Source organism: Streptomyces sp. NPDC015171 (assembly GCF_043079545.1).
In the GTDB taxonomy this organism is placed as follows: Bacteria; Actinomycetota; Actinomycetes; order Streptomycetales; family Streptomycetaceae; genus Streptomyces.
On record NZ_JBIBUO010000007.1, the window covers coordinates 145,737 to 170,900 of the forward strand.

Here is a 25,164-nt window from a genome sequence, read left to right on the forward strand (position 1 = left end):
GTCGTGTCCGGCAAGAACGACCCCGCCCAGTGGCAGGGCACCCCATACGTTCCCAGCCCTGGCACGCTCGTGGTGGACGCGCATGATCGGGTCGGCGAGTTCCGGGGCGTGGCGTACGGGTACTGGCATCTGCGTCCGGTCGGGGGCGGCAAGGAATGGTCGGTTGCCCCTGATGAGGTGCGGCCGGCGAACCCCGCGCAGCGCTTGCATGCCGAGACTGCCCGCGCGAATGCGCGTAGCCGGGGTGAGCTGCTGTGAGTACCCAGGCCCGCCGCAAGTTCGCCTTTTTCAACTGGACGCTTCGGCCAGACCGTGACGAAGACGCTCCACTGACGATGTATGCGTCTCGGTGCCTCACACTCAACGACGACGACACCGAGTGTGCCAAGGAATCGCCGCCGAGTAAGGACCCCACCGATCCGCAGGGGTGGACGTTCGGCCACATGCGCACGCATCCCGAGCACACGAGTTGCGCCGAGGTGATCGAGCGCCCGTGGGTCATGTGGCGCCAGGGGCCGACATGACCAGCCGACCGGAGCCCGCGGGTTACTGGTGCGAAGTGCTCGCCGAGGGGCTTGTGTGCGGCACGGGAGGTAGCACCCAATACGTCCTAACGACCCACCGCACCATTTCCCCCGTGCTCGCGCTGCGTTGGCTCCGCAGCGAAGCACTGCACATCGCGGATCGGCTTGACCTCGATCCCCTCGCTTCGGGGTGGGTACACCCGTCCATGCTCGTGGCGAGCATGCCCCTTCCGGATTGCCCCGCAGCACTCAGGATCTGGGCCACCGACCAGGCCGAGGGACACGAAGCACGCCAGCACCTCAAGGGCGGGCATCCGATGTTCGCGAAGTTCCTGGACACGGACTGCACGTACACCCTGTCCGTCTGGCCGATCGGACTACCGACCGACGAGCGCGCCCCGTCGATACCAGAGCCGATGTGCCACCGAATCGGCGGGTTATCGCACCCCCTTTACGTGCTTGCCGAGGACCCGTGGCGGTGGAACTAACCGCCCGCTCAAGACTCCGCCCCCCGTCACATTGACTCGCTGTGTGACAGGGGGCGGGCACTGCCCCGAGCCCGACCGGGCCGGGACCGCCCGAAGGAAAGGGGCGCGGAGATGACCGCGACCACCGAACACAGCCCCGCCAAGTCCGAGCCCACCGGCAGCAACACCGAGGCCACCGAGCCGGCCCCGCCGGACGACCAGGGCGACGAGGAGCACCAGGACGAGGGCGCCACCGGATCTCTCGCCGGATATCTGCTGCTCATTGCGTAGCGGCACCGTCCGGCCACAGAAGCTCACACCCATCAAGCGGAAGGAAACAGCACGTGACCACACTCCTTGAACCGCCCGCCGCATCCCCCGTCACCGGCATCCGGTCCCTGGAACTGGAGATCACCGGTAAGTGCCAGCTCACCTGCACGCACTGTCTGTCCGAGTCCAACCCGCAGGCAACACACGGCACGATGACCCCGGCTGATTGGCGTGGGGTCATCACGGACGCCGCCGCTCTGGGCGTCCGGACCATTCAGCTCATCGGCGGCGAGCCGACCACTCACCCGAACTGGCGGGAGTTCACGGAACTCGGGCTGTCGCTCGGACTGCACGTCGAGGTGTACTCCAACCTGTTCCACGTCAGGCCCGAATGGTGGGACCTGTTCACGCGTGACGGGGTGACGCTCGGTACGAGCTACTACAGCGACGACCCCGCCGAACACGACAAGATCACAGGCCGGGACGGCAGCTACGTCCGCACACGGTGCAACATCCGGGACGCGGTCAACCGTGGAATCACGATCCGGGCCGGGATCGTGGACATCCTGCCGGGGCAGCGCGTAGCCGAAGCCCACGCCGAGCTGAAATCCATGGGCGTGAAGCACATCAACACGGACCGCGTGCGCGCCGTGGGTCGCGCCGCGCTGCCCGGCACCAAGCCGACGTTGGACGAGATGTGCGGCAGGTGCACCAGGGGCCGGGCCGCCATCCTCCCCAACGGGGATCTTGCCGGTTGCGTGCTTTCGCGTGACTTCCCGGCAGGCAACGTGCGGGAAACACGGCTCGCCGAGCTGTTCCGTGGGAAGGCTTGGGCGAACCTGTCGGCAAGCATTCCGCCCCCGCGCGTGACCGCGTGCCCGCCGGACGACTCGGGCGACTGTGATCCGGCCAACACCGAAGCATGTGATCCCGCGTACTGACCTGGAAGGTTCAGCGGCATGGATTGGGAGACAAGGGCGCACGTCCTCGCGGACCAGGTGACCGACCCGGACTCGCGATGGCTGGCCCCCGTGGCGCGCACCGCCCGTCACCTGTTGGTTCCTCGTTGGTGGGAGATGGACGACGCGGGATGGTGGGTGCTGCGGGACGGGCCGAGCGACCCGGAAGTGTGGGCGGACGCCGCGTACGCAGACCGGTCACTGATCACCAGGGTTGGCACGCTGCACGCCGACCAGGCAAAGCCCAGCGACCAGCCAGAGGGACTGCCCACCTCGTCGGCCACACTGCCGAGCTTGGTTATCCGGATGCTCCGACACGGCCGACTCGGCGACGGACTGTCCCTGCTCGACTTAGGAACCGGAGCCGGCGGACTCACGGCGTACGCCTGTCACCGACTCGGAGACGGGTGCGTGACCAGTCTGGACGTGGACCCGTACCTAGTCAGCGCGGCAGGGGAACGGCTTGCATCCATGGGCTACCACCCGAAGATGATCGCAGCTGACGCCGCCGCCCACGTACCCGGCTCATACGACCGGATCGTGTGCACGGTGGCACTGTCGCCAGGGCCGGGACTCCGGGCAGTGCTCGCCGCCCTCAGCCCCGGGGGACGCATCGTAACGACGCTCGCGCGCACGTCCCTGATCGTTACTGGGTGGAAGGATCGGAACGGGGACGTGATCGGGCAGGTAGAGCGGGACATGGCGGGATTCATGCTCACCCGATCCGGCGACGACTACCCGCCCGCCCTAGCCGAGCTGTTCGCGCTCACCCGTGAGGCTGAGGGGCAGCACCAGAGGACCGGGCGCTACCCCGTGGTGGACGTGAGCAACGCATGGGAACTCCGCTCCATGCTGGAAATCACCACACCTGGTGTCGAACTCGGCTACGAGACCAGCGGAAGGCAACGGACCGCCTATCTCGTACACCCCGACGGTTCATGGGCACGTGCGTCCGGCGAATGGACCGACCCGCCAGAAGTCCATCAAAGCGGCCCGCAGAGGCTCTGGGATGCTCTGGAGCGGATCCGGAACCGGCTCAACACAGAAGGCGCATTGCCGCTACTCGGTGCTCGCGCCCGCATCACGCCCGATGGGATCTGCCACCTGTCCCGTGGTCGGTGGCGCGCATCCCTGGGCGCCCTGTAAGCCCGGCACACCGCAGTGTGCTGGTCGGTGACGCGGCCCAAGCGTCACCACACCGCCCCGTCCGTGTGCTGCCCCCGTGGCGTGCGGGCGGGGCTCGGTGCTAGGTGTCTTGGCGCTCGTTCTCGCCCCGCTCAACGGAACCGGCAACGAAGGACCCCTTGCCCCACCGGGTTTCGATGAGCCCCTTTTCCCGAAGTATGCGCACCGCCCGGCGGGCAGTCTCCCTCGCAACGCCGTGCCGCTCGCACAGCTCCGCCTCAGAAGAAATCGGATCACCCGGACGCTTGCCCTTGATCTCTTCCGTAAGAGCGTCCAACACATCCATGTAGGGGGCTCGCGGGGCGTGCGGATTCTCGGAGCGCTCGGGCATGGGGCAGAGCGTAGACAACGGGCGGCCCCTGAGCGACTTAGACGGGCAGTTGAGTTAGACAGGTAGACGAGTTAGACGTGTTGGCTTACCGTGATGTCCCCGAACACGAAGACGCCCCGACAGACCGATTAGGCCCGGTCCATCGGGGCTTGCCGAGACAGCTTCAAGGGAGCTGAAACGACCATGCGCGATGTTATAGCCCGCGCCCTTGCCTGGGTGCTCTCCGCCCTCACCCCTCGCCGGCCCGGACGCCACAGCGCCGAATACTTCGCCGCGCAGACCACCGAGCCCGACCCCACCCCCACAAACCCGTGGTCCCGCCCGTGGACCGGGCCGTCTTCTCAGGAAGTCCGAGCCATCTTCAAGGACGAGTGGGAACAAAGGTTGCCCGCCGTACAACGTGAGCGGCTCTGGGCCAGCCAGTTCGCAGCGCTCGGGGTGGACTACGACTTTCCGACCATGGATCTCGGCAGCGTCGTGACGCGAGAGAGAGCCGTCGCGTGACCGCCCCTCGGTTCGTCGCCGCACTGGTCGGATCCGAACCCCTCCGCGAGCCTTCCGGCGCAGTGTGCTGCCGCTGTCACCAGTGGACGTACGCACCCGTGGCGGTCCGGTACATCGAGCGCCCGAGCGGCCCCGGCGTGACCGTGTACGCATGCCCGAGCCATGCCGCAGAGTGCCCGCATGGCCCTACACCGGAGGAACTGGAAGCGGGCAGGTGAGCACGGAAGATTGAGCAGGCGTCAGCCCAACCACTGACCATCAACCACCAAGCCTCGTCCGCTACTTGCTGGGCGAGGCTTCAGTCTTTGCACCCCAAGAACTGCCCTCATGGCGTAGGGTGTGTTTAAGTCTGCTTCCTGTCGGGGAGCGTGACACCCGCGCTTCCCCAAATAACGCTCAGAGGGCCCCTACCAGGACGTTTCTACTGGAGGCCCCACCACCTGGAAGCCGCCCACGGTGCCGGCGTGGCGACCGAGGGAAGGCGCCCGAAGAACACCAGCCCGAAGGGCGGTCTAGTCGTAGGGCCGGGCACGACCCCTAGACCTATTCATGGTGCAGCCGACTCGCTTGCTCACCAATCTTCTTCCGGGGCTTCAGTCCGCGATTCGATGCCCGCCGTGGCGACTTCCCCGCGGTTGCTCAGGGAGAGGCCGCAGAAGGGGCAGGAGAAGGACTCGACCGTACCAACGTCGACGACCCCGCCAGGGTGGATGCACGAAACCGCCCATTCATCGCAGCGGCAGGGTACGGGGCTGAGGTCCCCGTACACGTTGCCGGCGTAACCGCAGGCCGGGCACTCACGCCACCACACGTGGTCACCGCCTGCCCGACTGCCTATCAGGCAGCCTCTTTGGTCGAGGTAGATCAGCATGTCAACTAGGGGCATATCGCGGTCGCGATTCTGCACGTCGATGAGTCCCGCGATGACACCTGAAGCGATCATGACCTTGACCGTTACAGCAGTATGGGACCGCTGCATGACGCCAGGGTCCTCGTGGGAGGCCAGCGGCGCAGGGAGCGGGAGCACTCCGTACTCTACGAGCAGCCTCTCGGCGGCTTGCCCGGCCTGGGCTCCCTCGATCCGTAGTGCGGTGACCACTGCAGCGTCCAGAGCAGTGCGGGTGATGTCCCCGTTGAGCTCCTTGGACATGGTGGCCTCGTCCCAGGATGCGGCCTCAAGGCCTGTGCTGAGGGCTACCGAGATCGCTGAGCGGGCACGCTCGCGCGCGGCGAGCGCAAGTTGTTCGGCGACGGGTTCCAGAAGTGGCCGTGTGGCCGGTCCTGCGGGGGCGGGCATGGAGGCAACCTGGCTCAGGTCTGCGAAGACGCTCGTGTATTCGCCCCAGAAGTCAGCCGGGTCCAGGCCTAGCTCGGCGCGGACAGACTCGACGACTTGGACACCCGTTTCGATGACCTTCCTGACGGCCATGTCATCGAGGTAGGCAGAGTGCGCGACGCCGTTGCGGGAGTCGGCGAACGGTCGAAAAGTCCGTTCATCCACTGGCATACGGCCGTGCATGAGGACGGCTGCAGTTTTGAAGGCTTCGAGTATGCCGATGGTCCTGGCCTCAGATAGAGGCTTGACGCCGTTCGCGTCCCCGTGCCCAAGAGAGTGGAAGCGGAAGGACTGGTCCCCCTTCTCGGCAATCAACAAGGGGTTGTGACGGCACAGCAAGGCCTTGAGGATGTGTTCGCATCCGACACCAGCGTGCAGGACAGCGAAGGCGTGGTTCTCTTGGCGCCACGAGTCCAGGGACGCGCGCAGGAACCGGCTCGCCATCTCGGTGAAAGTCTTCTCGTTCAAATTTTCCGTCCCCCCTCAACTCGATCTTGGCCCAGTGGTCCGGCCTTCGTCCAGCACGGCGAGCTGTCACCACGGGAGTTGAGCCAGAAGCCAATCTCATGCACGAAGCCAGGACAGACCTGAGCAGGGCGAAGAGCCAAGTTGGCATGCCCTTGCCTCCCGCGAGGTAGGGTGTTTTTAGTTCTGCTTCCTGTCGGGCAGCCGGGCGTCCGCCCAGGGCCTGGCGTCGTCCAGCCGGCGTCCGGCCACGGCGGCCAGCCGCTGCGCGAGCCGCCGTACGGCCGCCGCGTCGGGGAAGGTCACCGGGGTCAGCTCCAGGCCGCCGCCGCGGTCCACCCACACCCGGTCCGGGGCCGAGACCAGGACGTCGGTGACGTCCGGGTCGGCGAGCAGCGGTTCCAGCGGGCCGGTACCGACGAGTTCGGACCGCAGGTGTTCGGCCGCGCCGAGGACCTCGGCGTCGCCGAGCACCCGGCCTTGTTCGCGCAGTGCCTGGGCCACGCGCGCGGGGGTCGGTTCGGCACCGCTCTCGGCGAGCCGGCGGCGGACACCGTCGAGCAGGGCCGCGCCGTCGGCCCGGCCGAGTCCGGGCAGGGTCATCGGGTGCCTCCCGCCTCGACCAGCGCGCGCTCCCAGAAGTGCGCGCAGAACCGGGCGAGCGGTCCGCGTCCCGCCGCGCCGGGTGGTTTCGCGCCGCCCCGGGAGCGCAGCAGCGCCGGCTCCACGGGCACCTCGCCGGCCAGCGGGAGGCCGAGCAGCCCGGCCACCTCGTGATCGTCGAGGCCGGGTGCGTACGGCCCGCGGACCGCCACCCGCAGGTCGCGTACGACCATGCCGACGGCGGAGGCGACACGGCCGGCGGCCGCGACCGCCCGCAGTTCGGCCGGGACGACGAGCAGGGCGAGGTCGAGCTGGGCGAGGGCTTCGGCGACCCCGTCGTCGAGCCGGCGGGGCAGGTCGACCACGACCGTGCCGCCGCGCCGCCGGGCGGCGGCCAGCACGGCGCGGACCGCGGCAGGCGGAACGGCGACGCAGTCACCGCGGTCCCAGCTGAGCACACGAAGGGAGTGCAGCTCCGGCAGGGACTCCTCAAGGGCGCCGCCGCCGACCCGGCCGCGCGATGCGGCGAAGGCGGGCCAGCGCAGCCCCTCGGCACCCTCGCCGCCGAGGAGTACATCGAGTCCGCCGCCGAGCGGATCGGCGTCCACCAGAAGGGTGCGCAGTCCCTCGCGCGCGGAGGTGACGGCGAGCGCGCACGCGAGCGTGGACGCTCCGGCGCCGCCCCGGCCGCCGATCACCCCGACGGTGAGGGCCGGGCGTCCGATGCCCTCGGCCACATCGGCGATGCGGTCGACCAGCCACGGCTCGCCGTCCGGGAGCATCAGGACGTGGTCGGCACCGATCCGAACGGCTCGTTTCCATACCTCCGGGTCGTCCTGGTCGCGGCCGATCAGCACCACCCCGGGCCGGCGGGGAGCCGCTCCCACCCGGCCGGCGGCGTCGTCGCCGACAAGCACGAGCGGGGCGTCCGTCCAGCCGCCGCCGGATTCCGGAACGCCGTGGTGGACCTCGGGTGTGGCGCCCGCTGCCGCGCACAGCCGCAGCAGATCGTCCAGCAGCACGGCGTCCTCGGTGAGGATGAGCGGCCGTCCCGGCCGGGGTGCGGGGCCGGGCGGCGGGTCGTGGGTGACGGTTCCGGTCACGGGTGATCCCCCTTCGCTGCATGGGCCGCGCGGCCCCTGCGGCCACGCGATTCCCAAAGGTGTGAAGAACCGGCGAGCGGCCTCCATATGAACGGCCGATAGGAACCGGCCCTACGCGCTCCGGCAATCGAAACCGGCCATGAACTCGCCGTGGCCGAACTCGCCGTGGCCGGAGTGCGTGGGAATCACGGTGCAGCGATCTGCGAAAAGATGTGGATCTTGGTCGATAACTGTGGACAACTCCGATCCTGTGAATATCTCCGTCACCCATACCGGTGACCCCTGTACTGACCCCTGTGCGACTTCCGCAGAGCAGCCTGTCGATTACCCTCAGTGACCGATCACGGGCATGCGGAGAGCGCGGCCATGGCGGCGCAAGGCCGGCCATACAGCCGCGCGAGGGGAGGAGAGGAGCGGGAAAACGCGTCCGGACATGCGACGACCCCCGCCGGGGGGGAGAGCGGGGGTCGTCCCCACGGCCGACTCGGGGGGGGAGGAGTCGGGCCGGGTTAGCACGGTCGCGAACGATCCGTGACTTCCATGGTGTACCCGAGAGCCCTCTCAGGCAAACCCACGCGCCCCACCTTACGCCGAATGGTGGGCGCCTATGCTCAGGGACGTGGAAAACCACTCCTTGCCCCGCGCAGCGGCCTTCTTTGACCTGGACAAGACGGTCATTGCGAAGTCGAGCACGCTCACCTTCAGCAAGTCCTTCTACCAAGGCGGACTGATCAACCGCAGGGCCGCTCTGCGTACCGCATATGCCCAGTTCGTCTTCCTGGCCGGCGGCCTGGACCACGACCAGATGGAGCGTATGCGCGAGTATCTGTCCGCACTGTGCCGCGGCTGGAACGTCCAGCAGGTGAAGGAGATCGTCGCCGAGACGCTGCACGACCTGATCGACCCGATCATCTACGACGAGGCCGCCTCGCTCATCGAGGAGCACCACGCGGCCGGCCGGGACGTGGTGATCGTGTCCACCTCGGGCGCCGAAGTGGTCGAGCCGATCGGCGAACTGCTGGGCGCGGACCGCGTGGTGGCCACCCGCATGGTCGTCGGCGAGGACGGCTGCTTCACCGGCGAAGTGGAGTACTACGCCTACGGCCCGACCAAGGCCGAGGCCATCCGGGAGCTGGCCGTCTCCGAGGGCTACGACCTCGACCGCTGCTACGCCTACAGCGACTCGGCGACCGATCTGCCGATGCTCCGGGCCGTCGGGCACCCGCACACCGTGAACCCGGACCGGGCGCTGCGCCGCGAGGCGCTCGCGCACGGGTGGCCGGTTCTGGATTTCCGCCGCCCGGTCCCGCTCAAGAAGCGGCTGCCCGCCTTCTCCGTCCCGCCCCGGCCGACCCTGGTCGCGGCGGCGGCCGTAGGCGCGGCGGCGGCGACCGCCGGTCTCGTCTGGTACGCCAATCGCCGACGGGGCACCCTCTGACAGGCGCCCGTTTCATCCCGTTTGAACCCGAAAGTAAAGAAGTGCAGGTAGGGGTTCCGCTTCCTCCCGGCTCGCGGTACAAAGAACATAGGCCCGCGAGACCAGAGGACATCCGAGAGGATCACCTACCACTACGCACTCGGCCCACGGACCCCGCATGAACACCGGGCACCCACGCGACGTCGACCCGTCGATTACGGGCCAGCCGCACCAGGTCACGGGCAAAGCATCCCGACCTGATGGGCATATATCGAGGACGCTTGGTAACCGGGTGAGCATGCCAGCGGCGGTACGAGAAATCGTACCGCCGCAACCCTTTTCCGGGGACGTACGGGGACGTACCGGGTGCGTCCGGGGGCGCCGCTCAGGCCGCGCCGCTCAGGCCGCGCCGCGCTGCAGCGCCTCGCACACGGCCGTCGACTCGCGCACACCCAGCTCGACCGCCCGGCCGCAGTGGGCGATCCAGGCCGCCATGCCTTCGGGGGTGCCGGAGACGTACCCGTCAAGGGCGGCCAGATAGGAGGCGCGGCCCAGCTCGGCATGACCGACCTCGGCCGGGCAGATCGCCTTCGGGTCCAGACCGCTGCCGATCAGCACGATCCGCTCGGCGGTGCGCGCGACCAGGCCGTTGTCGGACGCGAAGGGGCGCAGGGCGAGCAGTTCGCCGTGCACCACGGCGGCCGTGACCAGCGCGGGCGCCGAGGTGCCGGCGATGATCAGGTCAGCCAGCCCGTCCAGCCGCCCCGAGACCTCCGCGGCGTCCGGCAGCGCCAGCTCGATCAGCGGTTCGTCCACGGATTCGCCGGCCAGGCGCGGCCGGCCGACCCGGTCGTCGTCGCTCGCCGCGGCCACCAGGTGCAGCCGGGCCAGCACCCGCAGGGGCGACTGGCGCCAGATGGACAGCAGCTGTCCCGCCTCGGCGGTGAGCCGCAGGGCCGCGCCCATGACACGGGCCTCCGCGTCGACGCTGAAGTCGGTGCGCCGCCGCACCTCCTCCAGAGCCCAGTCCGCGCCGGACAGCGCCGCCGAACCGCGGGCACCGCGCAGGGCCGCCTCGGAGGTGATCTCGTTGCTGCGGCGCCGCATGACCCGGTGCCCGTAGACCCGGTCCACGGCCTTGCGCACGGACTCCACGGACTCGGCCACACCGGGCAGCGAGCCCAGGGCCGCGAGCGGATCGGCGGTCGCGCCTGTCGTACTCATGAGTGCGACCCTACGCACCCCATCGCCCTCCCCCTCGAAGGAGTGGTCTTCTTCACTCCCGTCTGCCACATACAGCGACCATCGCACTACGCTTGGTGAACATGAAAATTGCTTTCGTCGGGAAGGGCGGCAGCGGCAAGACCACGCTCTCCTCCCTCTTCATCCGCCATCTCGCGGCCGCCGGCGCCCCGGTGGTCGCCATCGACGCGGACATCAACCAGCACCTCGGCCCCGCGCTCGGCCTCACCGAGGAGGAGGCGGCGGCACTGCCCGCCATGGGGGACCGGCTGCCGCTGATCAAGGACTACCTGCGCGGCGGCAACCAGCGCATCGCCTCGGCCGCGACCATGATCAAGACGACCCCGCCCGGCGAGGGCTCGCGCCTGGTCCGGGTGCGGGAACCCAACCCGGTCTACGACGCCTGCGCGCGTCCGGTGGAACTCGACGGCGGCGCCGTCCGTTTGATGGTCACGGGCCCCTTCACGGACGCCGACCTGGGGGTCGCCTGCTACCACTCCAAGACGGGAGCGGTGGAGCTGTTCCTGAACCACCTCGTCGACGGCCCCGACGAGTACGTCGTGGTCGACATGACGGCCGGTTCCGACTCCTTCGCCTCCGGCATGTTCACCCGCTTCGACATGACGTTCCTCGTCGCCGAGCCGACCCGGAGGGGGGTCTCCGTCTACCGCCAGTACAAGGAGTACGCCCGTGACTTCGGCGTCGCCCTGAAGGTCGTCGGCAACAAGATCCAGGATCCGGACGACATCGACTTCCTGCGCGCGGAGGCCGGGGACGACCTGCTGGTGACGGTCGGGCGCTCGGACTGGGTGCGCGCCATGGAGAAGGGCCGCCCGCCGCGGTTCGACCTCCTGGAGGAGGCCAACGCCCGTGCCCTGGAGACCCTTCGGGCCACCGCCGACGCCACCTACGAGCGGCGCGACTGGGAGCGCTACACCCGCCAGATGGTGCACTTCCACCTCAAGAACGCCGAGTCCTGGGGCAACGAGCGCACCGGGGCCGACCTGGCGGCGCAGGTCGACCCCCATTTCGTGCTCGGCGAGAGTGTGGCGACGCCGGTCTGACGCCTACTGCTTGACCGCCGGCGCCCCGGGGACACCCTTGGGCGCCGGGGCCGGACGGCCGGACAGGAAGGACGCCCAGCCCTGCCGGGGTGCCTCGCCGACCTCCAGGGTGCGCAGCTTCGCGAGGGTCTGCGGGTCCTGGGCGTCCAGCCAGTCGGCCAGCTGGTGGAAGGAGACGCAGCGCACCTCGGGCTTGGTGCACACCTCCTTCACCACGTCCTCGATGGCACGCATGTAGGTGCCGCCGTTCCAGGACTCGAAGTGGTTGCCGATGATCAGGGGCGCGCGATTGCCGTCGTAGGCGCGGTAGAAGCCCTTGAGGAGGCCGTCGCGCATCTGGTCGCCCCAGTAGTCGAACTTGTCGGGGTCGCCCTGAGTGTCGGTGCCGGACTGGTTGACCATGAAGTTGTAGTCCATGGTCAGCTGCTCATAGGTGTGGCCCGGGAAGGGCACCAACTGCATCGACAGGTCCCACAGGCCCTCCTTCTTCTTGGGCCAGACCTGGTCGTTGACTCCGCTGGAGTCGTAGCGGAAGCCCAGCTGCCGGGCCGCCTTCATGAAGTTCTTCTGCCCCTCAAGGCAGGGGGTACGGGCGCCGATCAGCTCCTTGTCGTAGTCGAAGGGCAGCGGGGCCGCCCGGGTGTCGCCGGTGTTGGACTTCCAGGACTTCACGAACTTCTTGGCCTGGGAGATCTCGCTCTTCCACTCGTTCACCGACCAGGTGCCGACGCCGCCGTCGGGCCCGCAGAAGTGGCCGTTGAAGTGGGTGCCGATCTCATTGCCCTCGAGCCAGGCCAGTCGCACCTGCTCAAGGGTGTCGGAGACGCCCTGCTCGTCGTTGAATCCGATGTCGGAACTGCCCGGCGAGTGCTGCGGCGGCTTGTACAGATCGCGTTTCTCCTCCGGCAGCATGTACACGCCGCTGAGGAAGTACGTCATGGTCGCGTTGTTCTCCTTGGAGACCTTGCGGAAGTGCGAGAACAGCTTCTGGCTGTCCTCGCCCGCGCCGTCCCAGGAGAACACGACGAACTGCGGGGGCTTCTGCCCGTGGCCCAGCCGCTCGGGCCTGGGCAGATGCGGCTGCCCCCCGGTGTACGCGGTGGATCCGTCGCCGATCAGCCGGAGCATGCTGTTGGGCGCCGGCGCCCCTCTCTCCGGGCCGGGCGCACCTTCCTTCGTGCCTTCGGAGTCGGTCGCGCAACCGGCGAGCGACGCCGCACAGGCCGCGGCGACCATGGCGCCGACGGCGATCCTCTGGGTGGCGGCCATCCGCCCACCTTCTTCCTTCTCTCAGGCGAACACTGACGAGGGCCGTTTCTGGTGATGTGCCGGGCTTGTCCCGACAGCGCCGTCAAGGTCGCACAGAACTGAGAAGGAATTAGTACGACAAGCCGATCAAATGATTTATTCACTCGGGAGGGCGACACTCTGCCCCATTTGCCCTGAAAAGCTATGCTCTACCTTTACTCTGCATTACGGTTCATTTACCGAGCGTTGATCCATCCCGCCGCTGTACGCCGTGACCCACGGCCGCGACCGAGCCCCGCCCATCACCACGGGTCCCACCCAGTCCGCGACCGCGCCGCACCGGAGGAGACGGGAACATGTCCGCCTGCGCACCCCCTCACGCCCAGCACCCCCACCCACCGCACGGCCCCGGCCGGACGCGCCGCCGCTTCCCGGTCGAGGGCGCCGACCTGTCCGCCGCCGTCGCGGTCTTCCTGATCGCCCTGCCCCTCTCCCTCGGCATCGCCCTGGCCACCGGCGCCCCGCTCCAGGCGGGGCTCGTCGCCGCGGCGGTCGGCGGCGTGCTCGCCGGCCGGCTGGGGGGCTGCCCCTTGCAGGTGAGCGGGCCGGCCGCCGGACTCACCGTGGTCACAGCGGATCTGATCCACCGTTACGGCTGGCGGGCGACCTGCGGCATCACCGTCCTCGCCGGGCTCGCCCAGCTCGGCCTCGGCTGCCTCCGGGTGGCGCGCGGGGCGCTCGCGGTCAGCCCGGCCGTGGTGCACGGGATGCTCGCCGGCATCGGCCTCACCATCGCCATCGCCCAGCTGCACATCGTGCTCGGCGGCAGCCCGGACAGCTCCGTCCTCGCCAACCTGCGTGATCTGCCCGCCCAGTTGGCCGATCTGCATCCGGCCGCCGTGTCCATGAGCGTGCTGACCCTGGCCCTGCTGCGGGCCTGGCCGCGCCTGCCCGGCCGCGCGGGGCGGCTGCTGCGCAGGGTGCCGGCCGCCCTCGTCGCGGTCGCCGGAGCCACCGCGACCGCCGCCCTCGCCGGTCTTGCGCTGCCCCGGGTCGATCTGCCGTCCTGGCGCAGCCACGCCCTGGCCGGGCTGCCCGAGGGGCCGGTGCTCGGCATCGTGGCCGCCGTGCTCACCACCACCCTGGTGTGCAGCGTGCAGTCGCTGCTCGGCGCGGTGGCCGTGGACAAGCTGATCGCCGCCCGCCCCGGCCCGCAGTCCCGTGTCGGCCGCTCCGACCTGGACCGGGAACTGCTCGGTCAGGGCGCGGCCAACATCGTCTCGGGGGCCCTCGGCGGGCTGCCGATCGCGGGTGTGGCGGTGCGCAGTACGGCGAATGTGAATTCCGGTGCGGTCAGCCGGAACTCCACGATGCTGCACGGCGTTCTCGTAGTAGTCGCCGCGCTGCTGATGGTCCCGGTCCTGGAGGAGATCCCGCTCGCCTCCCTCGCCGCCCTGGTGATGGCCGTCGGTATCCAGATGGTGTCCCTGCACCACATCCGCACGGTGACGCGCCACCGCGAAGTGCCGGTCTACGCCGCGACCGCACTCGGCGTGGTCCTCCTGGGCGTCCTGCAGGGCGTGTTCCTCGGCGTCGCCGTGGCCGTCGCCATCGCCCTGCACCGCCTCGCCCGCACCCGCATCACCCACGAGCAGAAGAAGGGAGTCCATCACGTACACGTCCGAGGCCAGCTGACCTTCCTCGCGGTGCCCCGGCTGAGCAGAGCCCTGCATCTCGTACCCCAAGGCGCCCACGCCGTCGTGGAGTTGAGCGGTTCGTTCATGGACCACGCGGCGTACGAGTCACTGCAGGACTGGCGCAGCGCCCACACCGCGCGCGGAGGGACGGCCGAGCTGACGGGCCGGCGCGGCGGGATCCGGACCGCCGAGCAGGCCCCGGCCGCCGAGTGCCGGTGCCGCCCCTGGACCGCCTGGCGCAACCACCAGTCCTGTCTCGACGGGGCCCCCGCCGCCCCGGCAGGGCAGGAGGCGGGCCGGGAACTGGCCCGCGGCATCAGCTCGTTCCAGCGGAACACCGCGCCGCTGGTGCGGGAGGAGCTGGCGCGGCTCGCCCGGGACGGCCAGCGCCCCGCGCAGCTCTTCCTCACCTGCGCCGACTCCCGGCTCGTCACGTCGATGATCACCGCCAGCGGTCCCGGCGATCTGTTCGTCGTCCGCAACGTCGGCAACCTGGTGCCGCCGCCGGGCGAGGAGCACGGCGACGACTCGGTGGCCGCCGCCGTCGAGTACGCGGTGGATGTGCTCGGGGTGCGCTCCATCACGGTGTGCGGGCACTCCGGGTGCGGAGCGATGCAGGCGCTGCTGGCCGCAGGGGCCGGACCGGGGGGCGGTCCGCTTCAGCGGTGGCTGCGGCACGGGCGGCCGAGTCTGGAGCGGGTGGCCGGCGACCGCGGCGGCCTGCCCCGGCTGGCCGGCCGGGCGCCCGCGGACGCGGTGGAGCGGCTGTGCCTGACCAACGTGGTCCAGCAGCTGGCGCACCTGCGGGCGCACGGGCCGGTCGCCCGGGCGCTGGCGAGGGGCGAACTGGAGCTGCACGGCATGTATTTCCACGTGGGCGAGGCCCAGGCGTACCTGCTCTCGGGTGCGGCGCAAGGGGCGGTGTTCGAGGACGTCAGAGCAGGTGTCGGGGGCGGTGAGGAGGCACCCGGCCGGGCCCGGACGACGAACGGAGGAAAGGTCTAAACCAATTTTCGGGCTCGCCCTTGTCATCGGACCCCCGTGTCTGATGAGCTGTGGCCTGGGACACAACGGACACCCTTGGAATGGGAGATGTCGTGAGCAACGAGAGCCTGGCCAACCTGCTGAAGGAAGAACGCAGGTTCGCGCCGCCCGCCGACCTGGCCGCGCACGCCAACGTCACCGCGGAGGCGTACGAACAGGCCAAGGCTGACAGGCTCGGCTTCTGGGCCGAGCAGGCCCGCCGGCTGACCTGGGCCAAAGAACCGACCGAGACGCTGGACTGGTCGAACCCGCCGTTCGCGAAGTGGTTCAAGGACGGCGAGCTGAACGTCGCGTACAACTGCGTGGACCGGCATGTGGAGGCCGGGCGCGGGGACCGCGTCGCCATCCACTTCGAGGGCGAGCCCGGCGACAGCCGCTCGATCACCTACGCGGAGCTGAAGGACGAGGTCTCCAAGGCCGCCAACGCACTGCTGGAGCTGGGTGTGCGGAAGGGCGACCGGGTCGCCATCTACATGCCGATGATCCCGGAGACCGCGATCGCGATGCTGGCCTCGGCCCGGATCGGCGCGGCGCACTCGGTCGTGTTCGGCGGCTTCTCGGCGGACGCGCTCGCGACCCGGATCCAGGACGCGGACGCCAAGGTCGTCATCACCTCCGACGGCGGCTACCGGCGCGGCAAGCCGTCCGCGCTCAAGCCGGCCGTGGACGAGGCGATCGAGAAGGGGGCCGGCGTCGAGCACGTCCTCGTGGTGCGCCGCACCGGGCAGGACGTGGCCTGGAACGGCGAGCGGGACGTGTGGTGGCACGAGCTGGTGGGCCGCCAGTCCGCCGAGCACACCCCGGAGGCGTTCGAGGCGGAGCACCCGCTCTTCATCCTCTACACCTCCGGTACGACGGGGAAGCCGAAGGGCATCCTGCACACCTCCGGCGGCTACCTCACCCAGGCGGCCTACACCCACTGGGCGGTGTTCGACCTCAAGCCGGAGACGGACGTGTACTGGTGCACGGCCGACGTCGGCTGGGTGACCGGGCACTCGTACATCGTGTACGGCCCGCTGGCCAACGGCGCGACGCAGGTGATGTACGAGGGCACGCCGGACACCCCGCACCAGGGCCGGTTCTGGGAGATCGTGCAGAAGTACAAGGTCTCGATCCTCTACACCGCGCCGACCGCGATCCGGACGTTCATGAAGTGGGGCGACGACATCCCCGCCAAGTTCGACCTGAGCAGCCTGCGCGTCCTCGGCTCGGTCGGCGAGCCGATCAACCCCGAGGCCTGGATCTGGTACCGCAAGCACATCGGTGCCGACCGGACGCCCATCGTGGACACCTGGTGGCAGACCGAGACCGGCGCCATGATGATCTCGCCGCTGCCCGGCGTCACCGAGACCAAGCCCGGTTCGGCGCAGCGTGCGCTGCCCGGCATCTCCGCGACCGTCGTCGACGACGAGGCGCACGAGGTGCCCGACGGCGGCGGCGGCTATCTGGTGCTGACCGAGCCGTGGCCGTCGATGCTGCGCACCATCTGGGGCGACGACCAGCGGTTCCTCGACACCTACTGGTCCCGCTTCGAGGGCAAGTACTTCGCCGGGGACGGTGCGAAGAAGGACGACGACGGGGACATCTGGCTGCTGGGCCGGGTGGACGACGTGATGCTCGTCTCCGGGCACAACATCTCCACCACCGAGGTCGAGTCGGCGCTGGTCTCCCACCCGTCGGTCGCCGAGGCCGCCGTCGTGGGCGCGGCGGACGAGACCACCGGGCAGGCCATCGTCGCGTTCGTCATCCTGCGCGGCACGGCGTCGGAGGACGAGGCGCTCATCGGCGAGCTGCGCAACCACGTCGGCGCCACGCTCGGACCGATCGCCAAGCCCAAGCGGATCCTGCCGGTGGCGGAGCTGCCGAAGACCCGCTCCGGAAAGATCATGCGCCGTCTGCTGCGAGATGTCGCCGAGAACCGCCAGCTCGGAGACGTCACCACGCTGACCGACTCCACGGTCATGGACTTCATCCAGGCCAAGCTGCCCGCTTCCCCCAGCGAGGACTGAGCGCACCGCGAGGACTGATCAGCACCCCCGAGGGGCACCCGGCCGTGAACGTGCCGGGTGCCCCTCGGCCGTCTACCGTGAAGATCACCGGCCCCGGCGCGCGCGACTTTAGGTAAACTAAACAAAGTGTCGTCAAGGAGCGGCACATCAGGTGCGCCGGGAAGTCTGGTCGGCATGTGAGTTTCGCCTGCCCTCGGAGGTCTCCCGTGCCCGCGCCCCGCACCCCCGCCGCCCCCCGCAAGGTCCTCGGCCGGCTGTCCCTGCCCGAGCGGACCTTCGTGGCGGACGCGCTGCGCACCGAGACCGTCGGCGGCGTCCTGCTGCTCCTGGCCGCGATAGCCGCGCTGATCTGGGCGAACATCCCCGCCCTGCGGCACAGCTACGCGAGCGCGGGCGAGTTCCACCTCGGCCCCGAGGCCCTCGGCCTGCACCTGTCCGTCGCCCACTGGGCCGCCGACGGCCTGCTCGCCGTGTTCTTCTTCGTCGCCGGCATCGAGCTCAAGCGCGAGCTGGTCGCGGGCGACCTGCGTGACCCCAGAGCGGCCGCGCTGCCCGTGGTGGCGGCGCTGTGCGGGATGGCCGTACCGGCGCTCGTCTACACCCTCACCAACCTCGCCGGGAACGGCTCCGCACAGGGCTGGGCGGTGCCCACCGCCACCGACATCGCCTTCGCGCTCGCCGTCCTCGCGGTCATCGGCACCTCGCTGCCCAGCGCCCTGCGCGCCTTCCTGCTCACCCTGGCCGTCGTCGACGACCTCTTCGCGATCCTGATCATCGCCGTCTTCTTCACCGACCGGCTGAACTTCGCCGCCCTCGGCGGGGCCGCCGCCGGCCTCGCCGTCTTCTGGCTGCTGCTGCGCAAGGGCGTGCGCGGCTGGTACGTGTACGTACCGCTGGCGGTCGTCGTCTGGGCGCTGATGTACAACAGCGGCGTGCACGCCACCATCGCCGGTGTGGCGATGGGGCTGATGCTGCGCTGCACCACCCGGGAGGGCGAGGAGCACTCGCCGGGCGAGCACATCGAGCATCTGGTGCGGCCCCTGTCGGCCGGGCTCGCCGTACCGCTGTTCGCGCTGTTCAGCGCCGGTGTGTCGATAACCGGCGGGGCGCTCGGGGATGTGTTCACCCAGCCCGAGACGCTCGGCGTCGTGCTCGGCCTGGTCGTGGGCAAGGCGGCCGGAATATTCGGCGGCACCTGGCTGACCGCCCGCTTCACCCGCGCGCAGCTCAGCGAGGAGCTGGCCTGGGCGGACATCTTCGCGGTGGCCTCGCTGGCCGGGATCGGCTTCACGGTCTCGCTGCTCATAGGCGAGCTGGCCTTCGACGGCGACGCCGTGCTCACGAGCGAGGTCAAGGCCGCCGTCCTCGTCGGATCGCTGATCGCGGCCGTGTGCGCGACGGTGCTGCTGAAGCTGCGCAACGCCAGGTACCGCAGGCTGTGGGAGGACGAGGAGCGCGACGAGGACCTCGACGGCGTGCCGGACGTCTACGCCCAGGACGACCCGGCGTACCACCTCCGCATGGCCGAGATCTATGAGCACAAGGCCGCCGAACACCGCCGGCTCGCCGCCGAGCGGGCGGACGCGGCACGCCACGGGCTTGCGGAAGTACCGGGCGGGGCAGGCGAGGAGGGCGACCGTCCGGCATGATCTGACGAGACGGTACAAAACAAGACGCCGCACGCGCAGAACGGCAGCCCGGGCCACGGTACGGGCCACGGCCGTCCGGCACGGCACACGTGCGGCACGAGAGACCTCTGAGGGAGAACGCGATGAGCGCACCCGACGGCAGCCCGGTCGGTGCCGAACGCAGCATCGGCCAGCTGTTCGCCTCGGCGACGACCGAATTGTCGGCGCTGGTGCACGACGAGATCGCCCTGGCCAAGGCGCAGCTCAAGCAGGACGTGAAGCGCGGCGCAACGAGCGGCGGCGCCTTCTCGATGGCGGGCGCGGTGCTGGTGTTCTCCCTGCCGATGCTCAACTTCGCGCTGGCGTACGGCATCCGCACCTGGAGCCACTGGAACCTGGCGATCTGCTTCGTGCTGTCCTTCGCGGCCAATGTGCTGGTCGCCGGCCTCCTCGCGCTCGTCGGCCTGAGGTTCGCGAAGAAGGCCAAGCAGGGGCAGGGCCCGCAGAAGGTGGCCGCCTCGATGAAGGAGACGGCGGGCGTCCTGCAGAAGGCCAAGCCGCACCCGCGCCCGGAGCTGCCCGAGGACCGGGGTCCCCGGGCCATCGAAGCTGTGGCACGCTCGACATCATGACGGACCCCGCCGCCCCCTCGCCCGTGCGGATCGACCTCCCGGACGGGAGGCCGGTCACGCACCGGGACGTCGCCGCCAACGGCGCCCGCTTCCACATCGCCGAGCTCGGCGACGGACCGCTGGTGCTGCTGCTGCACGGCTTCCCGCAGTTCTGGTGGACGTGGCGGCACCAGCTGGCCGCGCTCGCGGACGCGGGCTACCGGGCGGTGGCGATGGACCTGCGGGGCGTCGGCGGCAGCGACCGCACGCCCCGCGGGTACGACCCCGCCAACCTCGCCCTGGACGTCACCGGGGTGATCCGCTCGCTCGGCGAGCCGGACGCGGCGCTGGTCGGCCATGACCTCGGCGGCTATCTGGCGTGGACGGCGGCGGCCATGCGGCCCAAGCTCGTACGGCGCCTCGCCGTGGTGTCCATGCCGCATCCGCGGCGCTGGCGCGCGGCGATGCTGCGGGACGCCCGGCAGACGGCCGCCAACTCCTACATCTGGGGGTTCCAGCGGCCCTGGCTGCCGGAGCGTCAACTGGCCGCCGACGACGGCGCACTGGTGGGCCGGCTGATCCGGGACTGGTCCGGGCCGCAGCCGCCGCAGGACGCGGACGTGGAGGCGTACCAGCGGGCCATGTGCATCCCGTCCACCGCGCACTGCTCGATCGAGCCGTACCGCTGGCTGGTGCGTTCCCTGGCCCGCCCGGACGGGGTGCAGTTCTACCGCAGGATGAAACGGCCGGTGCGGGTCCCGACACTGCATCTGCACGGCTCGCTCGATCCGGTGACCCGCACCCGCAGCGCCGCGGGCTCGGGCGAGTACGTCGAAGCCCCGTACCGCTGGCGGCTGTTCGACGGCCTCGGCCACTTCCCGCACGAGGAGGACCCGGCGGCGTTCTCCGCCGAGCTGATCAACTGGCTCAAGGATCCCGAGCCGGACCGGTGACCGCGCGGTGACCCGGCCGACGCGTGGAGTATCCGGTTCCTGAACAGCTGTCCGTCGAACGGCCACATGCCTTGCGCATAGGCCAATTGGGGAGCGCGCGGGCGGTTACCGACCTTGGGGCGGGGGCACACGTCGGGGTATGGGCTGGACGCACGATTACAGTGACGCACCCCGCAACCGCCGCTCGGCCTCGGGTCTGAGCACGCCTCAGCGAGGCACCCGGCAAATCGGGGAGGGGGAACTGCGGGTGGGGATTCCGCGCATCCTGCGCCGCCGGGCCCGCTGGGTCTCGGTACGCCTGCGTCACCCGCGGGCCTGACGCCACCGCGCCGCCCTACAGGGCGCAGCTGTCCGTGCCCACCTGCTCGTTCGCCGTGCGCCCGCGCTCGATGTCGGGCCGGATCTCGTCCGCCGTCAGGGCGTAGCCGGTGTCCGCGTCGTCGAGGGACTTGGCGAACACCACGCCGTAGACCTTGCCGTCCGGGGTGAGCAGCGGGCCGCCCGAGTTGCCCTGACGGACGTTGGCGTACAGGGAGTAGACGTCGCGGCGGACCGTGCCGCGGTGGTAGATGTCCGGGCCGTTCGCCGTGATGCGCCCGCGCACCCGCGCGGCGCGCACGTCGTACGAGCCGTTCTCCGGGAAGCCCGCGACGATGCCGCCGTCACCGCCGGCGGCGTCCTCGGTGGTGAACCGCAGCGCGGACGCCCTCAGGTCCGGTACGTCGAGTACGGCGATGTCGCGCTTCCAGTCGTACAGCACGACCTTCGCGTCGTACTTGCGGCCCTGGCCGCCTATCTGCACCCGCGGCGCGTCGACCCCGCCCACCACGTGCGCGTTGGTCATCACACGGCGGTCGGCGAAGACGAAGCCGGTGCCCTCCAGGACCTTGCCGCAGCTCTGGGCGGTGCCGGTGACCTTGACGATGGAGCGCTGGGCGCGCAGGGCGACCGGGCCCTTCACGAGGGCCGGGTCGGGCGGCCGCACGTCCTTGATCGGCTCGTCGGAGAACGGGCTGAACACCTGCGGGAAGCCGTTCTGCGCGAGCACGGCGGAGAAGTCGGCGAACCAGGTGTCGGCCTGCGCCGGCAGCGTCCGGGAGACACCGAGGAGCACCTTGGAGCCGCGGACCTCCTTGCCGAGGGTCGGCAGCGTCGTACCGGCCAGGGCGGAGCCGATCAGCCAGGCCACCAGGAGCATCGCGACGACGTTCACCAGCGCGCCGCCGGTGGCGTCCAGGGCGCGGGCCGGGGACCAGGTGATGTGCCGGCGCAGCTTGTTGCCGAGGTGGGTGGTCAGGGCCTGGCCCACGGAGGCGCAGACGATGACGACGACCACGGCGACGACGGCGGCGGTCGTGCCGACCTCGGCCTTGTCGGTCACGGCGTCCCAGATCACGGGCAGCGCGTACACGGCGACGAGGCCGCCGCCCAGGAAACCGATCACCGACAGGATGCCGACGACGAAGCCCTGGCGGTAGCCCACCACCGCGAACCACACGGCCGCGACGAGCAACAGGATGTCCAGCACGTTCACTGCTTCAGGCCTCGCCTACTCACTCCGCTCCCGGCACCTCGGCCGGTGTCCGGCCCGTCACGCGGTGACGGGAGGACACAGTGTCCCCCGGGAATCCAGCACGGGGATCACCCTGTCATGCGTGCCAGTCGAGCGGGACCTGCTTCGCCCGGTCCCAGGGGCGCTCCCAGCCCGCGTAGTGCAGCAGGCGGTCGATCACTCCGGCCGTGAAACCCCACACCAGGGCCGATTCGACCAGAAATGCCGGACCTCTGTGGCCACTGGGGTGGACGGTGGTGGCGCGGTTGGCGGGGTCCGTGAGATCCGCCACGGGGACGGTGAAGACCCGCGCGGTCTCGTTGGGGTCGACGACACCGACCGGGCTGGGCTCGCGCCACCAGCCGAGCACGGGGCTGACGACGAATCTGCTGACCGGGATGTACAGCCGGGGCAGCACGCCGAAGAGCTGCACACCGGACGGATCGAGCCCGGTCTCCTCCTCGGCCTCGCGCAGCGCGGCCCGCAGGGGCCCCTCGCCCTGCGGATCGCCGTCCTCCGGATCGAGCGCGCCGCCCGGGAAGGAGGGCTGGCCCGCATGCGAGCGCAGCGAACCCGCGCGCTCCATGAGCAGCAGCTCGGGGCCCCGCTCGCCCTCGCCGAACAGGACCAGCACGGCCGACTGCCGCCCCGAGCCGTTCTCCGGCGGCAGGAAGCGGCTCAGCTGGAGCGGCTCGACCGTCTCGGCGGCGCGCACGACGGGCGCCAGCCAGTCGGGCAGTCCTTCCTTGCTGAGCGCCACCGGACCGCCCTGTGTGTCACTTGCCCGCGTCATCGCCACCCCCGTCGCTCTGCCCTCTCCAACGCCCGAGGGTCCCGAGATCGTTCCGTCACGCGGCCCCCAGCGGCGGCGCCGGCCTGCCGCCCGCGTCGAGGTACGCCTGCGGGGGCTTGAGCCGCTGCCCCGGGAAGCCGCCCTTCTCGTACTTCAGCAGCTTCTTCGCCTTCTCCGGGTCGGTCTCGCCCTCCCCGTAGGCCGGGCAGAGCGGGGCGATCGGGCAGGCGCCGCAGGCGGGCTTGCGGGCGTGGCAGATCCGGCGGCCGTGCCAGATCACGTGGTGGGACAGGTCCGTCCAGTCGCTCTTCGGGAAGAGCGCGCCGACGGCGGCCTCGATCTTGTCGGGTTCGGTCTCCTGCGTCCACTGCCAGCGCCTGACCAGCCGCTGGAAGTGGGTGTCCACGGTGATGCCAGGCCTGCCGAAGGCGTTGCCGAGGACGACGAAGGCGGTCTTGCGGCCGACGCCGGGCAGCTTGACCAGGTCCTCCAGCCTTCCGGGCACCTCGCCGCCGAACTCCTCGGCGAGGGCCTTGGAGAGCCCTATGACCGACCTGGTCTTGGCCCGGAAGAAGCCGCAGGGGCGCAGGATCTCCTCGACCTCCTCCGGGTCGGCGGCGGCGAGGTCCTCGGGGGTGGGGTACTTGGCGAAGAGCGCCGGGGTGGTCTGGTTGACGCGCAGGTCGGTGGTCTGGGCCGACAGCACGGTGGCGACCAGCAGCTGGAAGGGGTTCTCGAAGTCCAGCTCGGGGTGGGCGTACGGGTACACCTCGGCCAGCTCGCGGTCGATGCGGCGCGCACGGCGGACGAGGGCGGTGCGGGATTCGCCGGACGGGGGGCTGACGGCGATCTTCCGGACGGGCGCGGCTCTGCCGGCGGCGGCCTTCTTCGCGGCGCTCCCGGCGGGCGCGGCCTTCTTGGCGGGCGCGGCCTTCTTGGCGGACACCGCCTTCTTCGCCGGCACGGTCTTCTTCGCGGTCACCGCCTTTTTCGCGACCGCCGCCTTCTTCGCCGGCGGCGATTTCTTCGCGGGCCTCTCCTCGGCCCCGGCAAGCGCTCCACCGGGCACCCCGACAGGCTTTTTAGCCGATTTGCCCGTTTTATTACTTCCGTCGGGAGCGTGTTCGCCCACGGCGGAATCACGACGTACAACCACCTGCCCAGCCCCCTTGGCCTGTGCTCTCACCGGCGATTTGGACACCCGGCCAGCCTAAAGCCCGGCACCGACATCCGCTCCGGACCCGGCAGAGCGGACCCCGATTGGACCCCTGACGCTTACCCCGGGACACCTGTGCGGCATCCTTGTGACAGATCACACTGTTTGGACCGTCCGGCAAAATGGGGAACACGGTCCCCTGGTACCAAGGGGGAGCAAGATCCCCTGAGCAGGTCGACAAGGAGAGAACTCGTGGACGACGTTCTGCGGCGCAACCCGCTTTTCGCGGCGCTCGATGACGAGCAGTCCGCGGAGCTGCGTGCCTCCATGAGTGAGGTGACCCTCGCGCGTGGCGACTCCCTGTTCCACGAGGGCGACCCGGGCGACCGGCTCTACGTCGTCACCGAGGGCAAGGTCAAGCTCCACCGCACCTCCCCCGACGGCCGCGAGAACATGCTCGCCGTCGTCGGCCCCGGCGAGCTGATCGGCGAGCTCTCGCTGTTCGACCCGGGCCCGCGTACGGCGACGGCGACCGCGCTGACCGAGGTGAAGCTGCTCGGCCTCGGCCACGGCGACCTCCAGCCCTGGCTGAACGTCCGCCCCGAGGTGGCCACCGCCCTGCTGCGCGCCGTCGCCCGCCGGCTGCGCAAGACCAACGACGCCATGTCCGACCTGGTCTTCTCCGATGTCCCGGGCCGTGTCGCGCGCGCCCTGCTGGACCTCTCGCGCCGCTTCGGCGTGCAGTCCGAAGAGGGCATCCACGTCGTCCACGACCTCACCCAGGAGGAACTGGCCCAGCTGGTCGGCGCCTCCCGCGAGACCGTGAACAAGGCGCTGGCCGACTTCGCCCAGCGCGGCTGGCTGCGCCTGGAGGCGCGCGCCGTGATCCTGCTGGACGTGGAGCGGCTGGCGAAGCGCTCCCGCTGACGCCGGCCACAGCCGTACGTACCAGGGCCCTGCCGTATGACGGCGGGGCCCTGGCGCATGAGGGCGGGCCCCGGCG

At 70.3% G+C, this 25,164-nt stretch carries 24 protein-coding genes and 1 pseudogene; 16 read left to right on the forward strand and 9 right to left on the reverse strand.

Annotated features, from left to right (window positions below; genetic code table 11):
- The first annotated feature begins 3 nt into the window (after positions 1–3).
- The 6 genes from ACF073_RS20765 (at position 4) to ACF073_RS20790 (ending at position 3,366) form a co-directional block, all read left to right on the forward strand.
- On the forward strand, positions 4–258 hold the full coding sequence (locus ACF073_RS20765) for a hypothetical protein (protein WP_392071993.1): 255 nt from the start codon (positions 4–6) through the stop codon (positions 256–258).
- Positions 255–524: a hypothetical protein gene (locus ACF073_RS20770; RefSeq protein ID WP_392071995.1), complete on the forward strand. Its 270-nt coding sequence runs from the start codon at positions 255–257 to the stop codon at positions 522–524. Before ACF073_RS20765 ends, ACF073_RS20770 begins: the two co-directional genes overlap by 4 nt.
- Positions 525–637: 113 nt before the next feature.
- On the forward strand, positions 638–1,012 hold the full coding sequence (locus ACF073_RS20775) for a hypothetical protein (RefSeq protein WP_392071997.1): 375 nt from the start codon (positions 638–640) through the stop codon (positions 1,010–1,012).
- Between the two features lie 111 nt (positions 1,013–1,123).
- The gene (locus ACF073_RS20780; protein ID WP_392071999.1) at positions 1,124–1,282 is read left to right on the forward strand and encodes a hypothetical protein; all 159 of its coding nucleotides are present in this window, start codon (positions 1,124–1,126) and stop codon (positions 1,280–1,282) included.
- A gap of 53 nt (positions 1,283–1,335) precedes the next feature.
- Positions 1,336–2,202, forward strand: a complete 867-nt coding sequence (locus tag ACF073_RS20785; RefSeq protein WP_392072001.1) for a radical SAM protein — start codon at positions 1,336–1,338, stop codon at positions 2,200–2,202.
- A gap of 18 nt (positions 2,203–2,220) precedes the next feature.
- Positions 2,221–3,366: a methyltransferase domain-containing protein gene (locus ACF073_RS20790; RefSeq protein WP_392072003.1), complete on the forward strand. Its 1,146-nt coding sequence runs from the start codon at positions 2,221–2,223 to the stop codon at positions 3,364–3,366.
- Between the two features lie 100 nt (positions 3,367–3,466).
- Here the strand turns inward: ACF073_RS20790 and ACF073_RS20795 are convergent, their stop codons facing one another.
- Positions 3,467–3,736: a GntR family transcriptional regulator gene (locus ACF073_RS20795; RefSeq protein WP_392072004.1), complete on the reverse strand. Its 270-nt coding sequence runs from the start codon at positions 3,734–3,736 to the stop codon at positions 3,467–3,469.
- 183 nt (positions 3,737–3,919) lie between these two features.
- Between ACF073_RS20795 and ACF073_RS20800 the strand changes: the two genes are divergently transcribed.
- Positions 3,920–4,240 (forward strand): hypothetical protein, encoded by a 321-nt coding sequence (locus ACF073_RS20800; RefSeq protein ID WP_392072006.1) that lies wholly within the window; start codon positions 3,920–3,922, stop codon positions 4,238–4,240.
- Positions 4,241–4,811: 571 nt separating this feature from the next.
- Here the strand turns inward: ACF073_RS20800 and ACF073_RS20805 are convergent.
- The 3 genes and pseudogenes from ACF073_RS20805 to ssd form a co-directional block, all read right to left on the reverse strand.
- Positions 4,812–6,044 carry a hypothetical protein gene (locus tag ACF073_RS20805; RefSeq protein ID WP_392072008.1) on the reverse strand — a complete coding sequence of 411 codons (1,233 nt, stop codon included), beginning with the start codon at positions 6,042–6,044 and terminating at the stop codon, positions 4,812–4,814.
- Between the two features lie 128 nt (positions 6,045–6,172).
- Positions 6,173–6,644, reverse strand: a pseudogene (locus ACF073_RS20810) (ATPase, T2SS/T4P/T4SS family); the annotation flags it as partial.
- Entirely contained in the window at positions 6,641–7,747 is a 1,107-nt protein-coding gene (gene ssd, locus ACF073_RS20815) for a septum site-determining protein Ssd (RefSeq protein ID WP_392072010.1), read from the reverse strand. The pseudogene ACF073_RS20810 and the gene ssd, both read right to left, overlap by 4 nt.
- 607 nt (positions 7,748–8,354) lie before the next feature.
- Here ssd and ACF073_RS20820 point away from each other — a divergent pair.
- Complete coding sequence (locus tag ACF073_RS20820) at positions 8,355–9,185, forward strand: HAD family hydrolase (protein ID WP_392072012.1); 831 nt, start codon at positions 8,355–8,357, stop codon at positions 9,183–9,185.
- A 378-nt stretch (positions 9,186–9,563) separates the two neighbouring features.
- Here the strand turns inward: ACF073_RS20820 and ACF073_RS20825 are convergent, their stop codons facing one another.
- Positions 9,564–10,388, reverse strand: coding sequence for an oxidoreductase (locus ACF073_RS20825; protein ID WP_392072014.1), 825 nt, complete (start codon positions 10,386–10,388; stop codon positions 9,564–9,566).
- 101 nt (positions 10,389–10,489) lie between these two features.
- Here ACF073_RS20825 and ACF073_RS20830 point away from each other — a divergent pair, with 101 nt between their 5' ends.
- Positions 10,490–11,470 carry an ATP-binding protein gene (locus tag ACF073_RS20830; RefSeq protein ID WP_392072016.1) on the forward strand — a complete coding sequence of 327 codons (981 nt, stop codon included), beginning with the start codon at positions 10,490–10,492 and terminating at the stop codon, positions 11,468–11,470.
- 3 nt (positions 11,471–11,473) lie between these two features.
- Here ACF073_RS20830 and ACF073_RS20835 read toward each other — a convergent pair whose 3' ends face one another.
- Entirely contained in the window at positions 11,474–12,739 is a 1,266-nt protein-coding gene (locus tag ACF073_RS20835) for a hypothetical protein (protein ID WP_392072017.1), read from the reverse strand.
- Between the two features lie 335 nt (positions 12,740–13,074).
- Between ACF073_RS20835 and ACF073_RS20840 the strand changes: the two genes are divergently transcribed.
- From ACF073_RS20840 to ACF073_RS20865, 6 genes are all read left to right on the forward strand, one after another.
- Complete coding sequence (locus ACF073_RS20840; RefSeq protein WP_392072019.1) at positions 13,075–15,420, forward strand: SulP family inorganic anion transporter; 2,346 nt, start codon at positions 13,075–13,077, stop codon at positions 15,418–15,420.
- A 92-nt stretch (positions 15,421–15,512) separates the two neighbouring features.
- Positions 15,513–17,468: an acetate--CoA ligase gene (gene acs, locus ACF073_RS20845; RefSeq protein ID WP_392072021.1), complete on the forward strand. Its 1,956-nt coding sequence runs from the start codon at positions 15,513–15,515 to the stop codon at positions 17,466–17,468.
- 206 nt (positions 17,469–17,674) lie between these two features.
- Positions 17,675–19,117 carry a Na+/H+ antiporter NhaA gene (gene nhaA, locus ACF073_RS20850; RefSeq protein WP_392072023.1) on the forward strand — a complete coding sequence of 481 codons (1,443 nt, stop codon included), beginning with the start codon at positions 17,675–17,677 and terminating at the stop codon, positions 19,115–19,117.
- 122 nt (positions 19,118–19,239) lie between these two features.
- Entirely contained in the window at positions 19,240–19,728 is a 489-nt protein-coding gene (locus tag ACF073_RS20855; protein WP_392072025.1) for a phage holin family protein, read from the forward strand.
- Positions 19,725–20,660 (forward strand): alpha/beta fold hydrolase, encoded by a 936-nt coding sequence (locus ACF073_RS20860; protein ID WP_392072027.1) that lies wholly within the window; start codon positions 19,725–19,727, stop codon positions 20,658–20,660. The genes ACF073_RS20855 and ACF073_RS20860 overlap by 4 nt, the downstream gene beginning before the upstream one ends.
- Before the next feature lie 139 nt (positions 20,661–20,799).
- Complete coding sequence (locus ACF073_RS20865) at positions 20,800–20,979, forward strand: hypothetical protein (protein WP_392072029.1); 180 nt, start codon at positions 20,800–20,802, stop codon at positions 20,977–20,979.
- Between the two features lie 15 nt (positions 20,980–20,994).
- On the opposite strand, the gene ACF073_RS20870 is transcribed toward ACF073_RS20865, so the two are convergent.
- From ACF073_RS20870 to nth, 3 genes are all read right to left on the reverse strand, one after another.
- Complete coding sequence (locus tag ACF073_RS20870; RefSeq protein ID WP_392072031.1) at positions 20,995–22,194, reverse strand: MarP family serine protease; 1,200 nt, start codon at positions 22,192–22,194, stop codon at positions 20,995–20,997.
- Positions 22,195–22,309: 115 nt separating this feature from the next.
- Positions 22,310–23,005 (reverse strand): NUDIX hydrolase, encoded by a 696-nt coding sequence (locus ACF073_RS20875; RefSeq protein WP_392072033.1) that lies wholly within the window; start codon positions 23,003–23,005, stop codon positions 22,310–22,312.
- Between the two features lie 55 nt (positions 23,006–23,060).
- Complete coding sequence (gene nth / locus ACF073_RS20880) at positions 23,061–24,074, reverse strand: endonuclease III (protein ID WP_392072035.1); 1,014 nt, start codon at positions 24,072–24,074, stop codon at positions 23,061–23,063.
- A 339-nt stretch (positions 24,075–24,413) separates the two neighbouring features.
- Between nth and ACF073_RS20885 the strand changes: the two genes are divergently transcribed.
- Positions 24,414–25,088: a Crp/Fnr family transcriptional regulator gene (locus ACF073_RS20885; protein ID WP_030422469.1), complete on the forward strand. Its 675-nt coding sequence runs from the start codon at positions 24,414–24,416 to the stop codon at positions 25,086–25,088.
- Positions 25,089–25,164: the final 76 nt, after the last annotated feature.

Coding starts and splice junctions, on each gene's coding strand:
- ACF073_RS20820 (WP_392072012.1), top strand. CDS start 8,355: ATGCTCAGGGACGTGGAAAACCACTCCTTGCCCCGCGCAGCGGCCTTC.
- ACF073_RS20865 (WP_392072029.1), top strand. CDS start 20,800: ATGGGCTGGACGCACGATTACAGTGACGCACCCCGCAACCGCCGCTCG.
- ACF073_RS20860 (WP_392072027.1), top strand. CDS start 19,725: ATGACGGACCCCGCCGCCCCCTCGCCCGTGCGGATCGACCTCCCGGAC.
- ACF073_RS20840 (WP_392072019.1), top strand. CDS start 13,075: ATGTCCGCCTGCGCACCCCCTCACGCCCAGCACCCCCACCCACCGCAC.
- ACF073_RS20790 (WP_392072003.1), top strand. CDS start 2,221: ATGGATTGGGAGACAAGGGCGCACGTCCTCGCGGACCAGGTGACCGAC.
- ACF073_RS20835 (WP_392072017.1), bottom strand. CDS start 12,739: ATGGCCGCCACCCAGAGGATCGCCGTCGGCGCCATGGTCGCCGCGGCC.
- ACF073_RS20825 (WP_392072014.1), bottom strand. CDS start 10,388: ATGAGTACGACAGGCGCGACCGCCGATCCGCTCGCGGCCCTGGGCTCG.
- ACF073_RS20830 (WP_392072016.1), top strand. CDS start 10,490: ATGAAAATTGCTTTCGTCGGGAAGGGCGGCAGCGGCAAGACCACGCTC.
- ACF073_RS20875 (WP_392072033.1), bottom strand. CDS start 23,005: ATGACGCGGGCAAGTGACACACAGGGCGGTCCGGTGGCGCTCAGCAAG.
- ACF073_RS20795 (WP_392072004.1), bottom strand. CDS start 3,736: ATGCCCGAGCGCTCCGAGAATCCGCACGCCCCGCGAGCCCCCTACATG.
- ACF073_RS20800 (WP_392072006.1), top strand. CDS start 3,920: ATGCGCGATGTTATAGCCCGCGCCCTTGCCTGGGTGCTCTCCGCCCTC.
- ACF073_RS20780 (WP_392071999.1), top strand. CDS start 1,124: ATGACCGCGACCACCGAACACAGCCCCGCCAAGTCCGAGCCCACCGGC.
- ACF073_RS20855 (WP_392072025.1), top strand. CDS start 19,240: ATGAGCGCACCCGACGGCAGCCCGGTCGGTGCCGAACGCAGCATCGGC.